Raw genomic sequence first — 17842 nt, 5'->3', positions numbered from 1 at the left:
GGGCTGGCCGAGGCGATGGGGATCGAGGACGACGCGGCACGGGTGGCCGCCGATGCGGCCGACATCGACGGGACGCTGACGGGTCGACAGCTCGCCGACTGTCTCCGGTCCGGCGTCGCGTTCCATCACGCGGGGCTCCGAGCGGGCCATCGGACGGTCGTCGAACGCGGGTTCCGCGAGCGTTCCATCGCCTGTATCTGTGCGACACCCACGCTCGCAGCGGGGGTCAACGTCCCCGCGAGACGCGTCGTCGTCCGCGATCAGCGGCGGTACACCGGCTCGTCGATGGAGTGGCTGCCGACACTCGAAGTGCACCAGATGTGCGGCCGTGCGGGTCGCCCCGGCCTCGATCCGCACGGCGAGGCGGTACTGGTGGGGGAGCCGGCGACGAGAGCGGAGCTGGTAGCGCGCTACGTCGAGGGCGACCCCGAAGCCGTCGAGTCAACGCTCGCCGACCCCGCGTCGCTGCGGACACACGTGCTCTCGGCGATCGCGACCGGGTTCGCGGGGACGGAAGCGGAGATCCTCGACGTGTTCGACGGGACGTTTTACGCGCGGGAGGCCGGTGCCGGCGGCCTGGCCGACGCGGTCGCCGTCGCCGTCGACGATCTCGTCGACGCCGGAATGGTCCGCCGCGAGACCGGGGGCGTCGACGCGTATCGGCTCGTTGCGACCCCGGTCGGCGAGACGACCTCCAGACAGTACGTCCGCCCGGAGACGGGCGAGCGGATCGTCGAGGGGCTCCACACGGCCGCCGAGATGGCGAGCGCGACGACGCTTACCGCGTTCGAGATCGTCTGTGACACCCCGGACATGCAGGACACGTATCTCGGGAACCGCGAGCGGGCCGAGATGTATAGCTTTGCCGACAACAATGCCGCCGCGCTGACGACCCGGATGGGCGAGGCCGACGACTTCGAGGGGTGGCTGGAGGCGGTGAAAACCGCGCGGATCCTCGACGAGTGGATCGGTGGCGCGACGGTGGAGGAGCTGGTCGAGGCGTACCGGATCGGGCCAGGGGACCTCGACTCGCGCGTCGAGCGGGCGGAGTGGCTGTTGAGCGCGGCCGAGGCGCTGGGTGACACGATCGAGGTGTCGGTGCCGGCAGTGCCGCGTGCGCGGTCACGGCTATAGCGGTACGGCTCCGAAGGCTGTGCGCTGGCAGTGCACCCTCGAAAGACGTTCCTACAGCGTCACCGCCCGAAAAGCGGGTTGCGGCGTTAGTCGGCCGGCTCGACGGCGCGGTGATACGGCGTTCTGGCGATCGTCTCGCGCAGCTCTGCGAGCGAGTCGCGTCCGGCGTCGCCCGCGACGGACATCACGGCAAACACTTCTTGTCTGGAGATCTTCACGCCCGCCTCCGTCAGCGCGTCCTCCGGACGGGAGCCGAGCTCGCGGAGCGTGCCCACGGCGAGCAGGTACGGTACCGTCCACGCCTCCATCGTGTTACCGTGGGACAGCGGCATCGTCTCCAAGTACGCCTGCGCGTCGTCAAGGAACGACCGAGCGTACTCGGCGGTACGGTTGACGACCCGCGCGGATGACTCGCGGTTCTCCGGATCGATCACGGCCTCCTGGTCGACGCCCTCCGCCTCCAGCCACTCGGCGGGGAGGTACACGTTGTTCTCCTCGGTGTAGTCGTCGTAGACGTCCTTCGAGACGTTCACGAGCTGTAAGAGGAGCCCGAACTCCTCGGCCGTCTCCCGGAGCTGTCGGGCGCGGTCGTCGCGGACGTCCCCCCGCGTGAGGAGGTTGGTGATGAGGTTCCCCACGGTGCCGGCGGCGTAGTAGCAGTACTGTTCGAGCTCGTCGCGGTCGTCGATCCGGAGGCCTCCTTCCGCGGCGTGGCGATCGAGGAACATCGCCATCCCGTCGACCATCTCGACGACGGGCGGGATGATAGCCTCCTGTGCGTCGGGATCGAGCTCGTTGAACGTCGCGACGACCGTTGGGGACTCGGCGACGACCTCCCAGTCGTCGTTCCGCTCGTCGGGGGCCGGGAGCCACTCGTCGACCTCCGTGCGGAACCGTTCGATCCCGACATCGGTCTCCGGGTCGATCGCCTGCTTGTACGTCTCGAGCACCGCGGTCTGTTCCTCGGGTGGGATGTGCCCTGCGTCCTCGACGGTATCGGCGACCCGACAAAGCAGGTACCCGAGACAGATCTGTGAGGCCATCGGTTCCTCCAACACGTCGACGGTCAGCGCGAAGGTACGGGACACCCCTTGGACCGCCTCGTGACACCACGGGAGGTCGGGCTCAGCGGGGTAGTGTTCTCGTCCGCTCATTCAGTTACCCGACCTTACGGTACGACCCATAAAAAAGCCTCGCGGCACGTGCCCGCATGTGATCGGTGAGGATCGCGGGTCGCTACCGGCGGATCTCGGGATGAGACACCGCCCCAGTCGTGCGATCGAGTCGACATCGACTGGTGCGCGACACGTGAAAACGGCTAAGTTCCCCGGACCGAACGAACGATCATGGACTTCACGCTCTCATCGGAGCAGGAGCAGATCCGCGACACCGTCGCGGAGTTCGTCGACGAGGAGGTCGTCCCGCGGGCCGCCGAGATCGACGAGGCCGACGAGTTCCCCGCCGACCTGATCGACGAAATGGCCGACCTCGGGTTGTTGGGGATGCCGTTCCCGATAGAGTACGGCGGGCCCGGACTCGACTACCACAGCTACGCGATCGGGCTATCGGAGATATCACGCGGCTCGGGCGGGCTCGGGACCGTCGTGGCCGCACACACGTCACTCGCCGGCAACATGGTGTACGCGTTCGGCGACGAGCGACAAAAGGAGACGTACCTCACCCCGCTGAACACCGGCGAGGACATCGGCGCGTTCGCGCTGTCGGAGGCGGAGGCCGGCTCGGACGTGCCCGCGATGTCGACGACGGCCGAACACGACGGCGACGGCTACGTCGTGAACGGCGGGAAGCTGTGGATATCGAACGGGTCCGTCGCGGACACGGTGACCGTGTTCGCGAAGACCGACCCCGAGGCGGGCCGGAAGGGGATCTCGTCGTTCGTCGTCCGACCCGAGGAGGACGACGGGTTCATCGTCGAGGGGACGGAGGACAAACTCGGCGACAAAGGGTGTCCGACGGCCGAGCTCCGGTTCGACGACATGTGGATCCCGGAAGACCGGCTCCTCGGCGACGAGGGCGACGGGTTCGTCCAAGCGCTCAAGACGTTAAACGGCGGACGGATCACCATCGCGGCGCGCTCGGTCGGGATCGCACAGGCCGCCCTCGACGCGGCCGTGGAGTACGCGACGGAGCGCGAGCAGTTCGGCGGGCCGATCGCCGACTTCCAGGCGATCCAGCACAAGCTCGCCGATATGGACACCAAGGTCCGGGCCGCGCGGCTACTGATGCACGAAGCGGCGGATCTGAAGGAGCGGGACGAGGGATTCATCAAGGAGGCCGCACAGGCGAAACTGTACGCCTCGGAGGTCTCCCGGGAGGTCGCCAACGAGGGGATCCAGATCCACGGTGGCTACGGGTACACCAAGGACTTCCCCGCCGAGCGGTTCTATCGCGACGCCAAACTCAACGAGATCTACGAGGGGACGAGCGAGGTGCTTCGGAACACGATCGCACAACAGCTGCTCGACGAGTGAGAGTCGGCATCAGCGACCATTGACATCCTCCCCGCACTGAAGCGCGAGGATTCCTTCGTGGGGCGTCGGGCCGTTCCGTCAGTCCCCGAAGGCAACTTCCTCACCTCGCGTGGTGAGTACCGGGTTCGTGCGCTACACGTCGGCCCTCGAAACGAGGGTATGGTGTATTCAACGTCCGAGATGGACGCGGTATCCGCTTGTGCCGTACCCGATACCGCTTGACCGAAGCGTCCGAATACCGGGCAACCGCCCACGGTTGGAACGGGGGCGGACACGGGTCGTGCCATCGACCGTACTCCGCCGACGAGGGCGGAGTGCAACCGCGAACGGGGCGTGTTTTGATGTGCTGTCACCCCCTCGTGTGCGCGGTCGTTGCCGACCGTCTCCAGTGACGGGTAGGGGTACTGTGAGGACGGCGGACGAACCTCAACCACGTACTCCCCACCGGGTTTGCCGGTAGTGGGCGTGGAACCGTCCGTATCAGCGGGAAGTGGCCCCGGTTCTTCCGATTGGGAGTTTACGCGAGTTGTCTTACCACATGATACGACGCCGGGATAGTTGATAATGTCGGTTGTGTAGGGTTTGTCGGCTTCATCCCCGCCCTGAAGGGCGAGGCTTTCGCCTCGTATTCTTCGTAAGGGTCGGCATCAGCGACGTGTGAGAGTCGGCGTCAGCTACCTCCCGGACTCGTCGTCGGAGGCCTCGCTGGAGGCGTCGCCGGAGGGATCCTCGGGTTCCGAATCGTCGGTGGCCGACTCGTCGCCGGAATTCTCCTGTGGACGGTGCGCCACGTCGGTGTCAGACGGGAACTGATCGACGGCGTACTCGCCCGTGTCGATACGCTCTGCGGGCTGTGAGTAGTCCCGCGTCGTCGTCGAGAAGTCCGGACGGACGACCCCGTCGTCGGGGAGATCGTCCACCGGATCATCTTGGGGTTCGCCCGTAGTCGACTCGTCGCCGTCGGCGTCGTCCGGTGCCGGTTCGACGCCGGCATCGTCTTCGACCGGCTCCTCGTCACTGGATTCGTCCCCGATCGCGTCCGCCGGCTCGTCGCTCCCGATATTCCCCTCGAACCACTCGAACGCGGTTCGCCGGGCCCGCCGGTCCGCGAGCGCGTCCCCCAGCCGGGCTCTGAGCTCGTCGCGGAGCGCGATCGCCTCCTCGGTGTCGAAGTCGATCGCGGCGGCGTCGCTCCCAACGAGCGATCCGGTTCCGGCGGTGTCCGCGACGATCGTCGCGACGTTCCAACGCCGCTGGAACACGGTCCGGCTGTCGATGACGTTCTGGATGCGGTAGTACGGGACCGCCTTCACTTCGCGACTCCAGAACCCGTTGCGGGTCAACAGGTGGTCCTCGCCCAGCCAGTAGCCGCGATGTTTCCACTTCAGGTGGGCCGCGGGCGGGACCGCGACGAGCAGCGCGAGCACCGCGTACCAGGGGAGATCAGGCGTAACGTACCAGTCGACCGCGAACGCGATCCCCGCCAGAACGCCGAGGACCATCGTGTAACGGAACACGTACCGCCACCGGATCCGCTTCGGCGGCCGGTTAAACTCGGGATCGCCGAACGACTCGACCTCGCGGGCCAGCTCGTACACGCGGTCAGTCGACGCGATGGGGACCGCCGCTTGGCTCCCGTAATCGCCGCCTTGTCCGGGCGCGTACCCCGCGGTTTCGATCGAGAGGCTTGCGTAGCCGAGCAGGCGTTTCGCCGGGTTGTCAGAGACCGTCAGGGTCTGTACCTTCTCCGTCGGGATCGAGCCGCTGTACCGGCGGAACAAGCCGCGCTCGTAGCGGAGCTCGTCGCCGGCGCGCGAGAGTCGGAACCCGTAGTAGTTCGAGAACGCCAGTCCCGCACCGATCACCCACGAAGCGAGGAAGAGGACGCCGACGGCGACGATCGCGAACGCGGTGAGCACCGCGGCCGACGCGTCGGGGAGGAACCCGGACAACACCGGGAACGAACCGGATCCGAGGAACGCGAGTAAGCCGATGAGCCGGCCGTCGAACGAGAGCGCGCCGACGAGGGCGAGCTCGCGCGGCGAGATCGCGAACAGGTCCTCCTCCGTCGGGCCGACCGGGTCGCCGTTCTCGTCGGTGTCGGCCGACGTCGACGCCGCGGACTTCCGGCGTTGGACCTCGCGCTGGAGCCGCGTGGCCTCTTCAGGGGTCACGAACCGGATCGACCCTTCGGTGCTCGAACCGCCAGCGGTCTCCAAGTCGACGGCGGCGACGCCGATCGCCCGCTGGATCACGCTGCGGCTGATGTCGACGTTCTGGATCCGCCGATAGGGGATCTCGCGTTCGCGCCGGGAGATCACCCCCGAGGAGATGTCTAACGTGTCCTCGGTGAGCTCGTACTCGAAGCGCCGGTAGTAGGCGACCTCGTAGCCGACGGAGACGAGCACGAGGGCGAGCGCGACCGCCCCGCCGACGAGTACACCCCACTCGTTGGCGGACGCGAGAAAGAACAGCAGGATAACGATCCCGAGGACTCGCTGAAGCGCACGGTACGGGATCGACTGCGGCGCGAGCTTCACACCGCGTCCTCCCCGTCGGCGCGGATCGCCAGTCGTTTCAGCTCCTCACGGAGGTCGCTGGCCCCGTCGGGGGTCAACCCGGGAATACGGACGTCCGCGCCGCGCGAGCCGGCGGTGTACACGACACAGGACGCCAACCCGACCCCGCGTTCGACCGGGCCGCGCCGGGAGTCGACGTGTTGGATACGCACGAGCGGCACGGTGGTTCTGACTTGCGTGATGACGCCGCGATCCAAGTAGAGGGCGTCCTCGCGGATCTCGTAGCTCCACCGGCGGTATCGGAGGACGGCGTGGATGACACCGAGGAGGGCGAACGTCACGCCGGCGACGGCCGGTACCCACCGTGGGAGGTAGCCGAGGTAGTGGGCGCCCGCGACGGGCACCGAGAGGAACAACGCGATGATGACGGCGCGTACGACCCACACGATCCGGACGCGTGGGTGTAGCCGCTGTGCCGTCATCGACGTTCCTCCGTCACGTGTGCGGGTCTCATACCGCTCCGTTGTCGACGGTCACTTATAAGATCCGGCGAAACGCTGGAGGAGCGGCACCCGACATGCGGCTCGGTCTTCGCCCCATCCGACGGGCGGCGTACCCCGTCGCGCCCCTCGCAATATTTGCGAAACCGATATCACCCGTCACCAGAGAGTGGCGGACGATGGCCGACGACCCGTTCGACAACATGCTCGCGCAGATGGACCGCGCCGCGGAGTACGCCGACGTCGACGAGGGCGTCTTCGAGCGGCTCAAACACCCGGAGCGGACGCTGAAAGTCACGCTCCCGGTCGAGCTCGAATCCGGCGAGGTGGAGGTGTTCGAGGGGTACCGCTGTCAGTACGACGGGGCCCGCGGTCCGTTCAAGGGTGGCGTTCGCTACCACCCCACGGTGACACAGGAGGAAGTGGAGGCGCTCGCCGGCTGGATGACGTGGAAAGCGGCGCTCGTCGACCTCCCGTACGGGGGCGCGAAGGGCGGCGTCATCTGCGAGCCCAAAGACCTCACGGAACGCGACCTCGAGCGGCTTACCCGCCGGTACACCGAGGGGATCCGGCGGATGATCGGGCCCGAGATCGACGTGCCCGCGCCGGACATGAACACGAACCCACAGACGATGGCGTGGATGATGGACACCTACTCGATGTACGAGGGGTACTCGGTCCCGCAGGTCGTCACCGGCAAGCCGCTCGAGATCGGCGGGACGCCGGGGCGCGTCGAGGCGACCGGTCGCGGCGTCTCGATCGTCACCGAGCGCCTCTTCGAGTACCTCGACCGCGAGCTCACTGACGCGACGGTCGCGATCCAGGGGTTCGGGAACGTCGGATCGAACGCGGCTCAGCTCCTCGACGAGATGGGTGCGACCGTCGTCGCGACCTCCGACGTGACCGGCGCGGCGTACGATCCCGACGGGCTCGACGTCGCGGCGCTCGCGGACCACGTCGGTGCCGGTGGCCTCATCGAGGAGTATACCGCCGGCGACACACGGAGCGAGCCGGAGCGTTCGCCCGAGGACGACGCGGAGCTCGTCACAAACGAGACGCTGTTGACGCTCGACGTGGACGTCCTCGTTCCAGCGGCGATCGAGGGCGTGATCACCGCCGACAACGTGGACGACCTGCGGGCGGGCGCGATCGTCGAGGCCGCAAATGGACCGACGACGGTGGCGGCCGACGAGGTGCTTTCCGGACGGGACGTCCCCGTCGTCCCCGACATCCTCGCGAACGCCGGCGGCGTCATCGTCTCGTATCTGGAGTGGGTACAGAACGCACAGGAGTTCTCCTGGCCGCTGGAGACGGTCAACGCGGAGCTGGAACGACGCATCGGCTCAGCGTTCGACGACACCATCGAGCGGTACGACGTGGGAGACGTCCCAGATCTCCGGACCGCGGCGTACACGCTGGCGTTGGAGCGAACCGCGAGCGCACACGAGTACCGCGGGCTGTTCCCCTGACTGCGGGAGCCCGGACCCGCCGGTCGATCGGAACCGATCGCCGGTCAACGTCGTCGACGGCCCGATTCCACCGGCCGGTCAGACCCGTCGGATCCGGTCCGCGGTCACGTCGATCGGGTCGGCGGCGTGGACGATCGGGTCCCCCTTCGGCCGATCGAAGCCGTTCGCCTCGAACAGCGTGTTGGTCCGTATTTCGGCGTCCGCCGGCCGAAGCGTCCACGGGTCGTGTCCGATCTCGCCGCAGTACAGCCGGTTCCCACGCGCGTAAAAGCGGTAGTTCTCCACGAGGAACGCCGCCAACGACCCGGGTTCGGGTGTGAACGGGTCGCCGGTCGGTTCGTACGTCGCGTCGAACGTCGCCGCGGGCGCGCCTCGATGCGTTCGATCGCTGGAGAACCGCACCGCCTCGCCATCACGAGTCACCTCCACCCGGGCTCGATAGTACGGGAGCGCGAAGAGTCGTCGTGCCACCGCAACCCCGAGGCGATCGGCCGCGTCAAGGTTGTAGAAGTAGACGCCCGGGCCGTTCGGCCCTTCGACGTAGGTCCTGAGGTTCAGCTCCGGAAAGGAGAGTCCGATCGGGGACCCACGGGGGCGGATATCCGCCATCACGAAGGGGACGACACCGAGATACGCGTCCCCGTCGTGCGTGTCGACCCGGAGCCTATCGGGAAGCGTGTCGGCGACGAGGGCGGGATCGACCGCCCAGTGGACGAACAGTCCGTCGCGCCACGTCATCTCCAACCAGCGACGACCGAACATACCGATCGTTGGGTCGTGAGCGGCATAACCCACACGCTGCCGGGTAATGGAGAGTCGTTTGCGTCCGTGCGGCTGGTCAGCCCTCACCGCGCCGACGCCGTGATCTCAGTCGGTCCCGGTCGGGGTCGACTCCTCCGCGTCCTTCCACTCGCCGACGCCGGACGGGTCGAGGTGCACGTGGACGTCCCCGATTCCCTCCAACGCCCGCAGCCGGGTGACGAGCTCGGTCTCGATGTCGTGGGCGTGTCGGAGCGTCATCTCGCCGTCGACCTCGACGTGGACTTCGACCTCCAGATCCGTCCCGTCGTAGAACACGCGAAGGTCGTGAACGCCGACCACTTCTGGATGTTCGCGGAGCGCACCGACCACCCGCTGACGGTCGCCCGCGGGCGGGGCCGCGCCAACGAGATACGTCACGTTCTCACGAGCGATGTTCACCCCTTGATACATCACGAGCAGGCTCACGAGCGCGCCCGCGACCGGGTCGAGCACCGGGACGTCGAACAGCGCGCCGAGCACCCCGACCATCGCGGCGAGCGACGTGTAGATGTCGTTCAGACAGTCGGTCGCGAGCGCGGCGAGCGCGGTCGATCCGAGATCCGTGTTCACTCGCGTCGTGTACCAGTAGAGCGCGTACATATCGGCGATCGCGAACAGCAGCGCCCCGATCAACACGGGGCTGGCGGAGACTTCAGGCACGCCGAACAGGCCGAGAGCCGACTCGCGCAGGAGAACGAGACCCAACAGGAAGATGATCGCCCCGACGAACAGCGCCGTCAGCGGTTCGATCCGCTGGTGGCCGTGCGGGTGTTCCGGGTCCGGGCCGTCGTACCGCGACCCACCCCACACGAACACGACGGCGCTGGCGACGAGGTCGGCGACGGAGTGGGCCGCGTCGGCAAGCAGCGCCACGCTCCCGAACGCGAGCCCGGCGGCCCCCTCGACGACGATCTTCGCGGTGTTCCCGACGACGTTCACCCCCGCAGCTCGACGGAACCGTCGTTTCTCGCCGAGCACTGGGGGGTCACTCATATCCGGAATCGACCGCGAGCGTTCTTAAGTGATGTGTCGCAGGGTCGCTCCACCAGCAATCGGTCGATGTCGCCGTTGGGCCGTGCAAGTGCTATCAGTCTCGATACTCGGCGGTCGACGTTTATATACTGTGACGACGAAGTGATCGTATGTTCCGCCGTGAGCGTGCCCAAAGCGAGGTCCTCGGGACGGTGTTCCTCCTGGGGATCACGATCGCCGCTGTGACGGTGACGGTGGCGACGGGCAGCGTCGCGCTCGCGGCAGTCACCGACGACGCGCGCTCCGCCGGCGTCGAGAACGGGATGTCACAGCTGACTTCGCAGGCGAGCCTGGTCGCGCTCGGCGAGACCGACGCCAAGCGGTTCGATCTCGGCGACGTCGACGGCGGCGACCTCCGGTTGGACGAGGAGGCCGGTCACGTCGAGATCCGGATCGAGGATCCGAACGGAACGGTCGCGAGCGAGTCGTTCGACCTCGGCACGCTGACGTACACCGGTGATAGTCGCCAGGTGGCCGTACAGGGCGGCGGCGTTTGGAGTCTGGAGGGTGATCGCGGTAGAATGGTGTCGCCGCCGGAGTACCACTACCGCGGGAGCACGCTCACGTTCCCGATCGTCCGGTTGACCGGCGACGACGCGGCACCGAACCGCGGGACCGGCGTCGTCCGCAAACAGGCCGTCGGCGAGCGGGTGTTCCCGAACGTGGACAACCCGCTCCAGAACGGGACCGTGATCGTCGAGATCGAGAGCGACTACTACGAGGGGTGGTACGACTTCTTCTCCCAGCGCGCCGACGGCGACGTGAGCAAGGACGACGAGAACCGGACTGCGACGGCTCGGCTGGTCGTGCCGGACGAGGTGTCACTCGACAAGCCGCTCGCGCTCGGCAGCGACGACACGGACATGGATATCCCGCTGCACGAGGACGAGTACGAGCTCGGGGCATCGAATCCGTCGCCGTCGGTCGTGATCGATGACCAGCTCGAACGCGGTGCGGACGAGGGGGCGGACATCACCGAGTGTTTGGGTGTCGACACCTGTACGGACGGTGTCTACTACAGCGACGGCGACTTCGACCTCACTGAAGATGTCGAGTTCAACACGACGGGAGGGGACATCGTTATCGCCATCGACGGGGATTTCGACAGCGGAGGAAGCGACCTCCAGATCGTCGATGAGACGGAACACGAGGTCCGGTACTACATCAACGGCGACTGGGACCTCAACAACCCGACGATAGGGACGATGGCGTCGTCAATCGACGCACAGCGGACCCAGTTCTACGTGAACGGTGGCGTCGCGGAGAACACTAACGGCATCGGGAACGCGGAGATCGACGCGATCATCTACGCGCCGAACGCGCACCTCGAAGCCAACGGGAACCCCACGCTCCGTGGCTCGTTCGTGTTCGACCGCGTCGACTTGGGTGGGAACTCCGAGATGGAGTACGATCCCGGCCTCGCCGGGATCCAGCTCACGATCACTGGCGGCCCCGGACAGAACCCGATCACGTATCTCCACGTGAGCGAGAACACGGTCGAGCTCCGGTTCGACTGACCGCCTCGGTCGACTGATCGCCCCGGTTCTCTGTTAGGTCACGCGTGAGCCATTCACGACGCGTCACCGACTGGAACCGTAGGTGCCGTAACAGGTCACCGACGGAACGAGACGTCGACCACGTACACCCGAATGTAGACGGCGTCGTCGTGTTCGAGACGCGCCGAAACGGAGGTCTCACCCGTCTCTACGACGGAGAACCCGCCTGTCCGCTCTAGGTACTCACCCCAGGCGTCCGCCCGCTGGGAGTCGATCCGGATCCGGATGTCCTCCACGTCGGCGGGGTCGACGTCCGACTCCGGATACTCGAACCACCGGAGCTCGGCGGTTTCGGTCGACACCTGCACGGTCCCGTCGCCGCGTACGGTGTCCGACCCGTCACCGAGACGGGTTCTGACGATCGGGAGCACCGTCTTCCCGTCCTCCGCGACGAACCGCGGACCGGAGCGGAACACCGTCGTGTCTCCCTGCGTCCGGAACCGGGCTCCCATGTCGTACCCGATCGTCGTGTCGTCCCGGGTGTACGTGATCGCGTTCGACGTTCGCGTCGTCACGTTCCCCACCGTGTTGTTCCCGGCGTCCAGCTGTTCGACGGTGACGGTCGTCGGCTCCGCGAGCGACATCGAACCCCCGCTGAGCCGGACCTCCGTCGCCCGGCTCGGGTCCTCGTAGCGCTGGATGTCACGGACGTTGTCGTCGAGCACGTCGAAGGCCCGCTCGACGTTTTCGACTCGCTCGGCGTCTTGGCGCTCCTCCAAACCCACGAACCCGATCGTGAACACGGCCGCGAGCGTCGCCGTCACCAACGCGAACACGAGCACGTAGCCGACCACGTCACTGACGGCCCGTTCGTCGGGAGAGTCCCCACCGGTTTCACCGAGGCGTCCACGAGTCATTGCTCTGTCACCTCGAGTGTCCCGTTCGCCGGGTCGTCAGGGTCCGCGTCGTACGCCATCCGGAGCGGACCGCCACGAAGGGTCGTTTCCGCCACGTCGACGCGAGCCGCGTGCGGGATCCGGACGCTGGCGGCCGGCCGGTCCGTCCGGACCGTCACCGCGTCTTGACCGACCTCGACGGTGTAGGGAACCCCGGCGACGCGTCTCGGCAGGTCGACCTCGATCTCGACGACGGCGGTTCCGTCCGCCGGATCGACTGCCGGATCGGTCCGCCCAGCCTCCGCCGCCCGAGCGAGCCGGTCGGTGTTCTCGAGGTTGGCGACGACCCCCTGCCCGACGACGGAGAGGTCCCCGCGGACCGCCCGGTCGGTCTGTGAGTCGAGCAGCCCGCCGACCCCGATGACGACGCCCGAGAGCAACACCGCGCCGATGGCGAGGGTCAACACGTACCCGACGGCCGTGCTCACCGCGCGCTCGTCGTCGGGCACGGACCTCCGACCGCGGGCCGGATCTCGGGTCGGACCTCGGGTCCCGCTACCCTCACGCATCGGGCTCACCCGGGGCGACCCGGAGGGTCGTCTCGAACCACAGCTCGGCGGTGCGATAGGTGAGGTCGACCGTGGCGTCGTACACCGCCCCAGCGGTGTCGGCGTCGTCGACGTCGGTGACGAGCTCGGTGTTCGTCGGCCGGACCGTCGCGCGTATCACGCCGTCGGCCGCGTCGCCGTTCCCGACTTCGAGCGTGTGTTCGTTCCCCGGGGCGAGTCGGTCCGACGGCCACAGGCCGACACACGGCTCTCCGTCCAGCCGCTCGCCGGTAACGTCGACCGACACGCGGTCGGCTCCCACCGGGTCGACAGTGCAGACGACGGCGGGGTCCTCGCCCCCGTCGCCGGCCGCGACGACGACATCGTCGGAGCCGTCGTCCCGATAGACGTACACCTCGCGGCGCTCGTTGCCCGCCGGATCGACGACGACGTGGAACGCCTCGTCGGCGGCGTCGCCGGCCGTCGAGCTCGCGAGCGAGTCGACTTCGAGGTCGAGGACGAACCCGCGCGTGCCGTCGATATTCCCTGCCACGGTGTACGACGTCGCGTTCGTCGCGTTCGCGAGCGAGGTGTCCTTGCCGGCGGTGTCGACGCGGTCGCCCCCGCTCGTGCGGCTGGCATCGGCGTCCAGCTGTACCGTAGCCCCGCGTCTGGCGTAGCTTCGACCGAGCCGCTCCTCGAGCTCGTCGATGTCGGCGAGAGCCGCGTCGGTCGGGGGATCCTCACCCTCGTGTGCCCGGTTCACCGCGTCGATCGTCTCGCCGACGCCCTCGACGGTGACGACCCGCACCTCCGTCGCCTCGCCGTCCGCCGCCTCGATCCCGCGGGTCGCGACGTTCTCGCTGTAGATGGTGGCGTTGAGCAGGACGACGAGCGCGACGAGCGACACCGCCATCACGAGGCCGGCGACCACCAGCAGCTGGCCGCGGTCCGACCCGCGGAAGCGCTCGCCGTCCGGGAGGTCGATGCTCACATGCGCCATACGACGATGCGCACCTCCAGATAGTTGTACGTCGGCCCGTCGCCGACGCCAGGGGCGTAGAAGCCGTCCGTTACGGGTGGGTCCGGTTCGACGTCCGAGAGCCGCCGGTCCTCGAACCCCGGCGCGGTCAGGGTCGTGTCGTTCGACACCGTCACCGTCCGGGTGGCCGTCACGGCGTTGTCGCTCGGCGACCCCATGTACACCATCCGCTGGCTGCGGAACGGTTTCTCGCCGTATGCGTGATCCCCGACGTGATACGTCACGTGGACGTTGAACGCGATCCGGGATTCGAGGAACGCCCGGTCTAGGGCCTCGCCGAACGCGTTCGGCGGCCCGCCCCCGGTGTGATACGTCAGGCCCTCTCGGGTCCCGGCGAACCCGGAGTCCCTCGACTCGTTGCCGGGATCCCAGTACAGCACCGCCTCGCGGAGGTCGCCGTTCGCGGCGCTCGTCTCGAGGAGGTCGGTCGCGGTCGCGCGCTGCTGGTTCTCGATGTGTTGGTTCGACGTGCTCGCGGACAACGGAGTCACCGCCGTCGCTTGGAGCGCGAACGTGAGCCCCGCGACGAGCAGGATCGCCGCCACGAACGCCTCCAGCGTGTGTGCCTGGCCGCGGTCGTCGCCTCCGAGGGTGATCGTTCGGGCCATCGTCACCACACCCGCACCGTCAGCCGGTACTGTTGGCCGTCGAGCGAGACGATCCGTCCCGAGACCGTGGTGTCGTCGGTGGCCCCCAGTGGATCGGCGCTCGCTCGGCTTAACGTCACGTTCTCGAACGTTCCCGCCTCGGTCGCGATGTCGACGCCGGGGAGCTCCGTCTCGTCGCGCGGTGCGCTCCCGTCGAGTTCGTGGACGATCACCTGGACGTCCCCGTCGTGGCCGAACAGCGTGGCCGGGTCGTCGCCGGCGTCGAACGGGCAGTCGAGCGTCCCGTTGAGCGTCGTGTTCGCGGTGAAGAACGCGACCGTACACCCCGGCGAGAGCACGCCCGGCTCCGTCGGCGCGTGCAGTCCCTCGGCGGACGACGCCCCGAGCGTGTCGACCGTCGCCGCGGCGATCCGGTCGCTCACGATCGGCGAGGCGCTCTCGGTGGCGGCGAACGGCTCGAACAGCGCCGGTACGAACGCGATGACGAACGCGAGCGCGACGAGGAACACGCCCGCGCCGACCGCGAAGTCGATCTGCGTCTGTGCACGGTTGCGTCCGCGGTCGGCATTGGGTTGCTCGGGGGTCATCCGACGAATATCCACACCCCCAGTGCCAGCGTCATGAGGACGACCGCGAACTTCACGCCGGAGAGGACGTTCGCGTTCCGGATGTAGCCGCTGATGAACCCGGAGAGGGCGGCCTGTATCGTCACCGCGTGGAAGAACAGCATCGAGAGCACGTCCGGGTCGACGCCGCCGCCGAAGTCGGGGCCCGCACCGCCGCCGACCGCCTCTGCCGACCCGCCGTCCGCCTCGGCCGCCAGCCCGCCCATCACGTCGATGAACTGCGTCTGGAGGATCGCCATCACACCCAGCAGGGTGACGTACGTCATCAGGATGATCGCGACCTGCATCCGGGTTCTGGAGCGTCGCTCGCGCTCGATGTCGTCCTGATTCTCGGAGGCCTGTGCGGCGGTCGTCAGCACGTCGGTGATCTGTGAGGACGCCTCCTGTGCCTCGGAGATCAGCTTGACCGTCCGGGCAAGCCTTGGGACGGCGTACTTGTTGTTGAACTCGACGAGGGCGTCGCGGAGGCTCATCCCGTAGTTCACTTTCGCGTGGATCACGTCGAACTCGTCGGCGAGCTTCCCGGAGGAGGTGTCCGCGACCGTCCGGACCGACTCGAGGAGCGTCTGACCGGTGTCGTTCGCGGAGGAGAGCTTCCGGAGGTTCTCCGAGAGCTTCCCGGTCACCGCCCGCTTGGCGCGCTGGTCCCACTCGTAGAACACCGCCAGCGGGATCAGCGTCACGTATGCCGGGACGTACACCCAGATGAACGCGGACCACACCGGGCTGTCGACCCAACCGTCGAACGTCGTCGGCGCGGAGCCAGCGGCGACCGCGACCGCGAGCAGCGCCCCGGCAGCGGGGACGGTCAGCGCGAGGGTGTACAGCGGGTTGTCCCGGAGGAAGTGGTGCGGGGCGGCGAGGATCTGCGTGGTTTTGTACGTCCCCTCGCGGTCGCGGATCCGGTCGAACACACCACCACGCCCGACGAACGCCTCGACGAGCCCGAAGTGGAACAGCCCTTCCCGGCTGGTCTGTCGGAGGCGCTCGCTGCCGCCGTCCGGGTGGAGGTAGCCGTCGCCGGGTTCGTCCTGCTTGACCGTCGAGACGAGCACGAGGAAGCCGAGCCCGGTGAGCGGGATGAGCAGGTACACCGTGGCGTACAACAGGAAGTCGTCCGACTCGCCCATCATCCCCATGATCACGAGGATGACGATGAGAAGCAGGGGGAAAAGCGAGAGCGTCATGTACATCTCGCCGAACAGCTCCAGCGTCTCGAGGGTCATCTCGCGCTCCTGTTTCGAGGTACGGAGGTGTTTCTCCTTTTTGTCCTTCAGGAACGACTCCATGTCCCCGCCGGAGTTGACGATGGAGAGCATATCCGCGAGGAACTGCGACAGCTCGTCGGAGGGGGTCTCCATCGACTGTTGCCGCAGCGCGTTCCGGTAGTCGGTGCCGAAGTACTCCGTCTCGTTGATCACGCTCTGGAACTCTTTCGATACCTCGCCGTAGGTGTCCTCGGCGGTCGCCATCGCTCGCAGGATCTCGAGCTGGTTGAGCCCTCCAACCGACAGCGCATACATGAACGAGACGGAGTCGGCGAGCAGCATGTTGATCTCACGTTCCCGCGCCGACGCCCGGGAGTACGGAACCGCGATCAGGCCACCGAACCCGAGCGCGAACCCGATCGACCCGAACACCAGCCCGCTGATGAACACCGCCCCCGGAACGACGAGCGACCGCAACAGCTCCGTCGCGGCCGGGCTCGGCGAGGGGATCCCGAGCGACAGCATCTCGGGATCGATCAGCCCGAGAGAGAACACGGCGTAGCCGATGACGGTCCCGACGATCCAGAGGAGGAATCCCACGAGCAAGCCGACACCGAGGGACCGCGAGACGTACATCTCGACGGGGTCGGGCATCCGGGCCTCCGCGAGCTTCCGCTCGACGTCTCCGACGAAGTCGCCGTCGGGATCGAACAGAAACCGGAACGCCGGGTAGAACAGCCGGCCGAGGGGGTCGTCGTCCACGGTCCCGCCCCGAAGCCCCGTATCGAGGCTCATGGTGACCCGTCCTGTGAGCTCATGTTACCCGTCCTCCTCGGTGGGCTCGACAGTCTCGAATCCCCACTCGTCGATATCCGTCTCCGACCCGGCCGCGTCGTCGCCGTCGGTCTCGTTGGCGTCGTCGCCGTCGGTTTCTTTGGTATCCTCATCGACCGTATCGCCGTCCGTGATGACCTCGGCGTCACTACGGCCGTTCTCGTCGGTCGCACCGTTGGTTTCGGTCCGCTCCCCACGGGCCTCCGAATCGGGACTGTCACTGCCAGAGTCGATATCGGAAGGCGGTCCCATCACGTCGATAGCGCCATCGAACGGGCGATCGAAGTCGATCCCGCTGTCGCCGTCGGCGGTGGTCGACTCTCCCTGACCGGTCTGTTCGATTTGTCTGTCGGGATCGCTCGACCGATCGGAGCTATCCCCGTTCGATTCGAGCGTCCGCGCGCCGTCCACGTCCGAGGACGCTGCTACCGTGTTGGTTCTATCTTCCTGTACGTTCCGGCCCGTCGCGACAGTCGGATCGTTCACGCTGGACGGTCCATCGTTGGTGCTGGGAGACATCCCATCGTCGGCGTCGGGAGACGTCCCGTTATCGGAGCCCGTGGACGCGACGGCGGCATGGACCGCCGCTGCGGTCGCGGCGGCAGCCGAGACGCCGGCTCGAAGCGCCTCGTCGAGC

At 67.5% G+C, this 17842-nt stretch carries 15 protein-coding genes and 1 pseudogene; 4 read left to right on the top strand and 12 right to left on the bottom strand.

Annotated features, from left to right (window positions below):
* Nucleotides 1–1134 (top strand): helicase-related protein (locus tag ACFQEU_RS03880; RefSeq protein ID WP_379779463.1); only part of this gene is annotated, 1134 nt, incomplete at its 5' end.
* An 86-nt stretch (nucleotides 1135–1220) separates the two neighbouring features.
* Here the strand turns inward: ACFQEU_RS03880 and ACFQEU_RS03875 are convergent.
* Nucleotides 1221–2288 (bottom strand): phytoene/squalene synthase family protein, encoded by a 1068-nt coding sequence (locus ACFQEU_RS03875; protein WP_379779461.1) that lies wholly within the window; start codon nucleotides 2286–2288, stop codon nucleotides 1221–1223.
* Nucleotides 2289–2480: 192 nt separating this feature from the next.
* Here ACFQEU_RS03875 and ACFQEU_RS03870 point away from each other — a divergent pair, with 192 nt between their 5' ends.
* Entirely contained in the window at nucleotides 2481–3626 is a 1146-nt protein-coding gene (locus ACFQEU_RS03870) for an acyl-CoA dehydrogenase (RefSeq protein WP_379779459.1), read from the top strand.
* Nucleotides 3627–4300: 674 nt separating this feature from the next.
* Here ACFQEU_RS03870 and ACFQEU_RS03865 read toward each other — a convergent pair.
* Nucleotides 4301–6166, bottom strand: coding sequence for a PH domain-containing protein (locus ACFQEU_RS03865; protein WP_379779457.1), 1866 nt, complete (start codon nucleotides 6164–6166; stop codon nucleotides 4301–4303).
* Nucleotides 6163–6627, bottom strand: coding sequence for a PH domain-containing protein (locus ACFQEU_RS03860; RefSeq protein WP_379779455.1), 465 nt, complete (start codon nucleotides 6625–6627; stop codon nucleotides 6163–6165). Before ACFQEU_RS03860 ends, ACFQEU_RS03865 begins: the two co-directional genes overlap by 4 nt.
* Nucleotides 6628–6824: 197 nt before the next feature.
* On the opposite strand from ACFQEU_RS03860, the gene ACFQEU_RS03855 reads away from it, so the two are divergent.
* On the top strand, nucleotides 6825–8114 hold the full coding sequence (locus ACFQEU_RS03855; protein ID WP_379779453.1) for a Glu/Leu/Phe/Val family dehydrogenase: 1290 nt from the start codon (nucleotides 6825–6827) through the stop codon (nucleotides 8112–8114).
* Between the two features lie 78 nt (nucleotides 8115–8192).
* Here the strand turns inward: ACFQEU_RS03855 and ACFQEU_RS03850 are convergent, their stop codons facing one another.
* Together ACFQEU_RS03850 and ACFQEU_RS03845 are read right to left on the bottom strand one after the other, a co-directional pair.
* Nucleotides 8193–8876, bottom strand: coding sequence for a YqjF family protein (locus tag ACFQEU_RS03850; protein ID WP_379779451.1), 684 nt, complete (start codon nucleotides 8874–8876; stop codon nucleotides 8193–8195).
* A gap of 105 nt (nucleotides 8877–8981) precedes the next feature.
* Nucleotides 8982–9908 carry a cation diffusion facilitator family transporter gene (locus ACFQEU_RS03845; protein ID WP_379779449.1) on the bottom strand — a complete coding sequence of 309 codons (927 nt, stop codon included), beginning with the start codon at nucleotides 9906–9908 and terminating at the stop codon, nucleotides 8982–8984.
* 149 nt (nucleotides 9909–10057) lie between these two features.
* Here ACFQEU_RS03845 and ACFQEU_RS03840 point away from each other — a divergent pair, with 149 nt between their 5' ends.
* Entirely contained in the window at nucleotides 10058–11464 is a 1407-nt protein-coding gene (locus tag ACFQEU_RS03840) for a DUF7289 family protein (protein WP_379779447.1), read from the top strand.
* Between the two features lie 95 nt (nucleotides 11465–11559).
* On the opposite strand, the gene ACFQEU_RS03835 is transcribed toward ACFQEU_RS03840, so the two are convergent.
* From ACFQEU_RS03835 to ACFQEU_RS03805, 7 genes and pseudogenes are all read right to left on the bottom strand, one after another.
* Nucleotides 11560–12360 carry a DUF7289 family protein gene (locus tag ACFQEU_RS03835; RefSeq protein ID WP_379779445.1) on the bottom strand — a complete coding sequence of 267 codons (801 nt, stop codon included), beginning with the start codon at nucleotides 12358–12360 and terminating at the stop codon, nucleotides 11560–11562.
* Complete coding sequence (locus tag ACFQEU_RS03830; RefSeq protein WP_379779443.1) at nucleotides 12357–12848, bottom strand: DUF7266 family protein; 492 nt, start codon at nucleotides 12846–12848, stop codon at nucleotides 12357–12359. Before ACFQEU_RS03830 ends, ACFQEU_RS03835 begins: the two co-directional genes overlap by 4 nt.
* A gap of 52 nt (nucleotides 12849–12900) precedes the next feature.
* A complete protein-coding gene (locus ACFQEU_RS03825) occupies nucleotides 12901–13890 on the bottom strand; it encodes a DUF7261 family protein (protein ID WP_379779441.1) in 990 nt (329 codons plus the stop codon).
* Nucleotides 13878–14537: a DUF7288 family protein gene (locus ACFQEU_RS03820; RefSeq protein ID WP_379779439.1), complete on the bottom strand. Its 660-nt coding sequence runs from the start codon at nucleotides 14535–14537 to the stop codon at nucleotides 13878–13880. Before ACFQEU_RS03820 ends, ACFQEU_RS03825 begins: the two co-directional genes overlap by 13 nt.
* A 2-nt stretch (nucleotides 14538–14539) precedes the next feature.
* The gene (locus ACFQEU_RS03815) at nucleotides 14540–15124 is read right to left on the bottom strand and encodes a DUF7287 family protein (RefSeq protein WP_379779437.1); all 585 of its coding nucleotides are present in this window, start codon (nucleotides 15122–15124) and stop codon (nucleotides 14540–14542) included.
* Nucleotides 15121–17166 carry a type II secretion system F family protein gene (locus ACFQEU_RS03810; protein ID WP_379779435.1) on the bottom strand — a complete coding sequence of 682 codons (2046 nt, stop codon included), beginning with the start codon at nucleotides 17164–17166 and terminating at the stop codon, nucleotides 15121–15123. The genes ACFQEU_RS03815 and ACFQEU_RS03810 overlap by 4 nt, the downstream gene beginning before the upstream one ends.
* A 24-nt stretch (nucleotides 17167–17190) precedes the next feature.
* Nucleotides 17191–17842: pseudogene (locus ACFQEU_RS03805) on the bottom strand (hypothetical protein); the annotation flags it as partial.

It is taken from the genome of Halorubrum tibetense, from assembly GCF_042661865.1.
GTDB lineage: Archaea > Halobacteriota > Halobacteria > Halobacteriales > Haloferacaceae > Halorubrum > Halorubrum tibetense.
The sequence above is the reverse complement of the archived record's forward strand: the minus strand, read 5'-3'. Positions and strand labels throughout refer to the sequence as shown.

Excerpts from the sequence above, each read along its gene's own strand:
- ACFQEU_RS03875 (WP_379779461.1), bottom strand. The coding sequence starts at position 2,288 with ATGAGCGGACGAGAACACTACCCCGCTGAGCCCGACCTCCCGTGGTGT.
- ACFQEU_RS03870 (WP_379779459.1), top strand. The coding sequence starts at position 2,481 with ATGGACTTCACGCTCTCATCGGAGCAGGAGCAGATCCGCGACACCGTC.
- ACFQEU_RS03860 (WP_379779455.1), bottom strand. The coding sequence starts at position 6,627 with ATGACGGCACAGCGGCTACACCCACGCGTCCGGATCGTGTGGGTCGTA.
- ACFQEU_RS03855 (WP_379779453.1), top strand. The coding sequence starts at position 6,825 with ATGGCCGACGACCCGTTCGACAACATGCTCGCGCAGATGGACCGCGCC.
- ACFQEU_RS03850 (WP_379779451.1), bottom strand. The coding sequence starts at position 8,876 with ATGTTCGGTCGTCGCTGGTTGGAGATGACGTGGCGCGACGGACTGTTC.
- ACFQEU_RS03845 (WP_379779449.1), bottom strand. The coding sequence starts at position 9,908 with ATGAGTGACCCCCCAGTGCTCGGCGAGAAACGACGGTTCCGTCGAGCT.
- ACFQEU_RS03840 (WP_379779447.1), top strand. The coding sequence starts at position 10,058 with ATGTTCCGCCGTGAGCGTGCCCAAAGCGAGGTCCTCGGGACGGTGTTC.
- ACFQEU_RS03835 (WP_379779445.1), bottom strand. The coding sequence starts at position 12,360 with ATGACTCGTGGACGCCTCGGTGAAACCGGTGGGGACTCTCCCGACGAA.
- ACFQEU_RS03825 (WP_379779441.1), bottom strand. The coding sequence starts at position 13,890 with ATGGCGCATGTGAGCATCGACCTCCCGGACGGCGAGCGCTTCCGCGGG.
- ACFQEU_RS03820 (WP_379779439.1), bottom strand. The coding sequence starts at position 14,537 with ATGGCCCGAACGATCACCCTCGGAGGCGACGACCGCGGCCAGGCACAC.
- ACFQEU_RS03815 (WP_379779437.1), bottom strand. The coding sequence starts at position 15,124 with ATGACCCCCGAGCAACCCAATGCCGACCGCGGACGCAACCGTGCACAG.
- ACFQEU_RS03810 (WP_379779435.1), bottom strand. The coding sequence starts at position 17,166 with ATGAGCCTCGATACGGGGCTTCGGGGCGGGACCGTGGACGACGACCCC.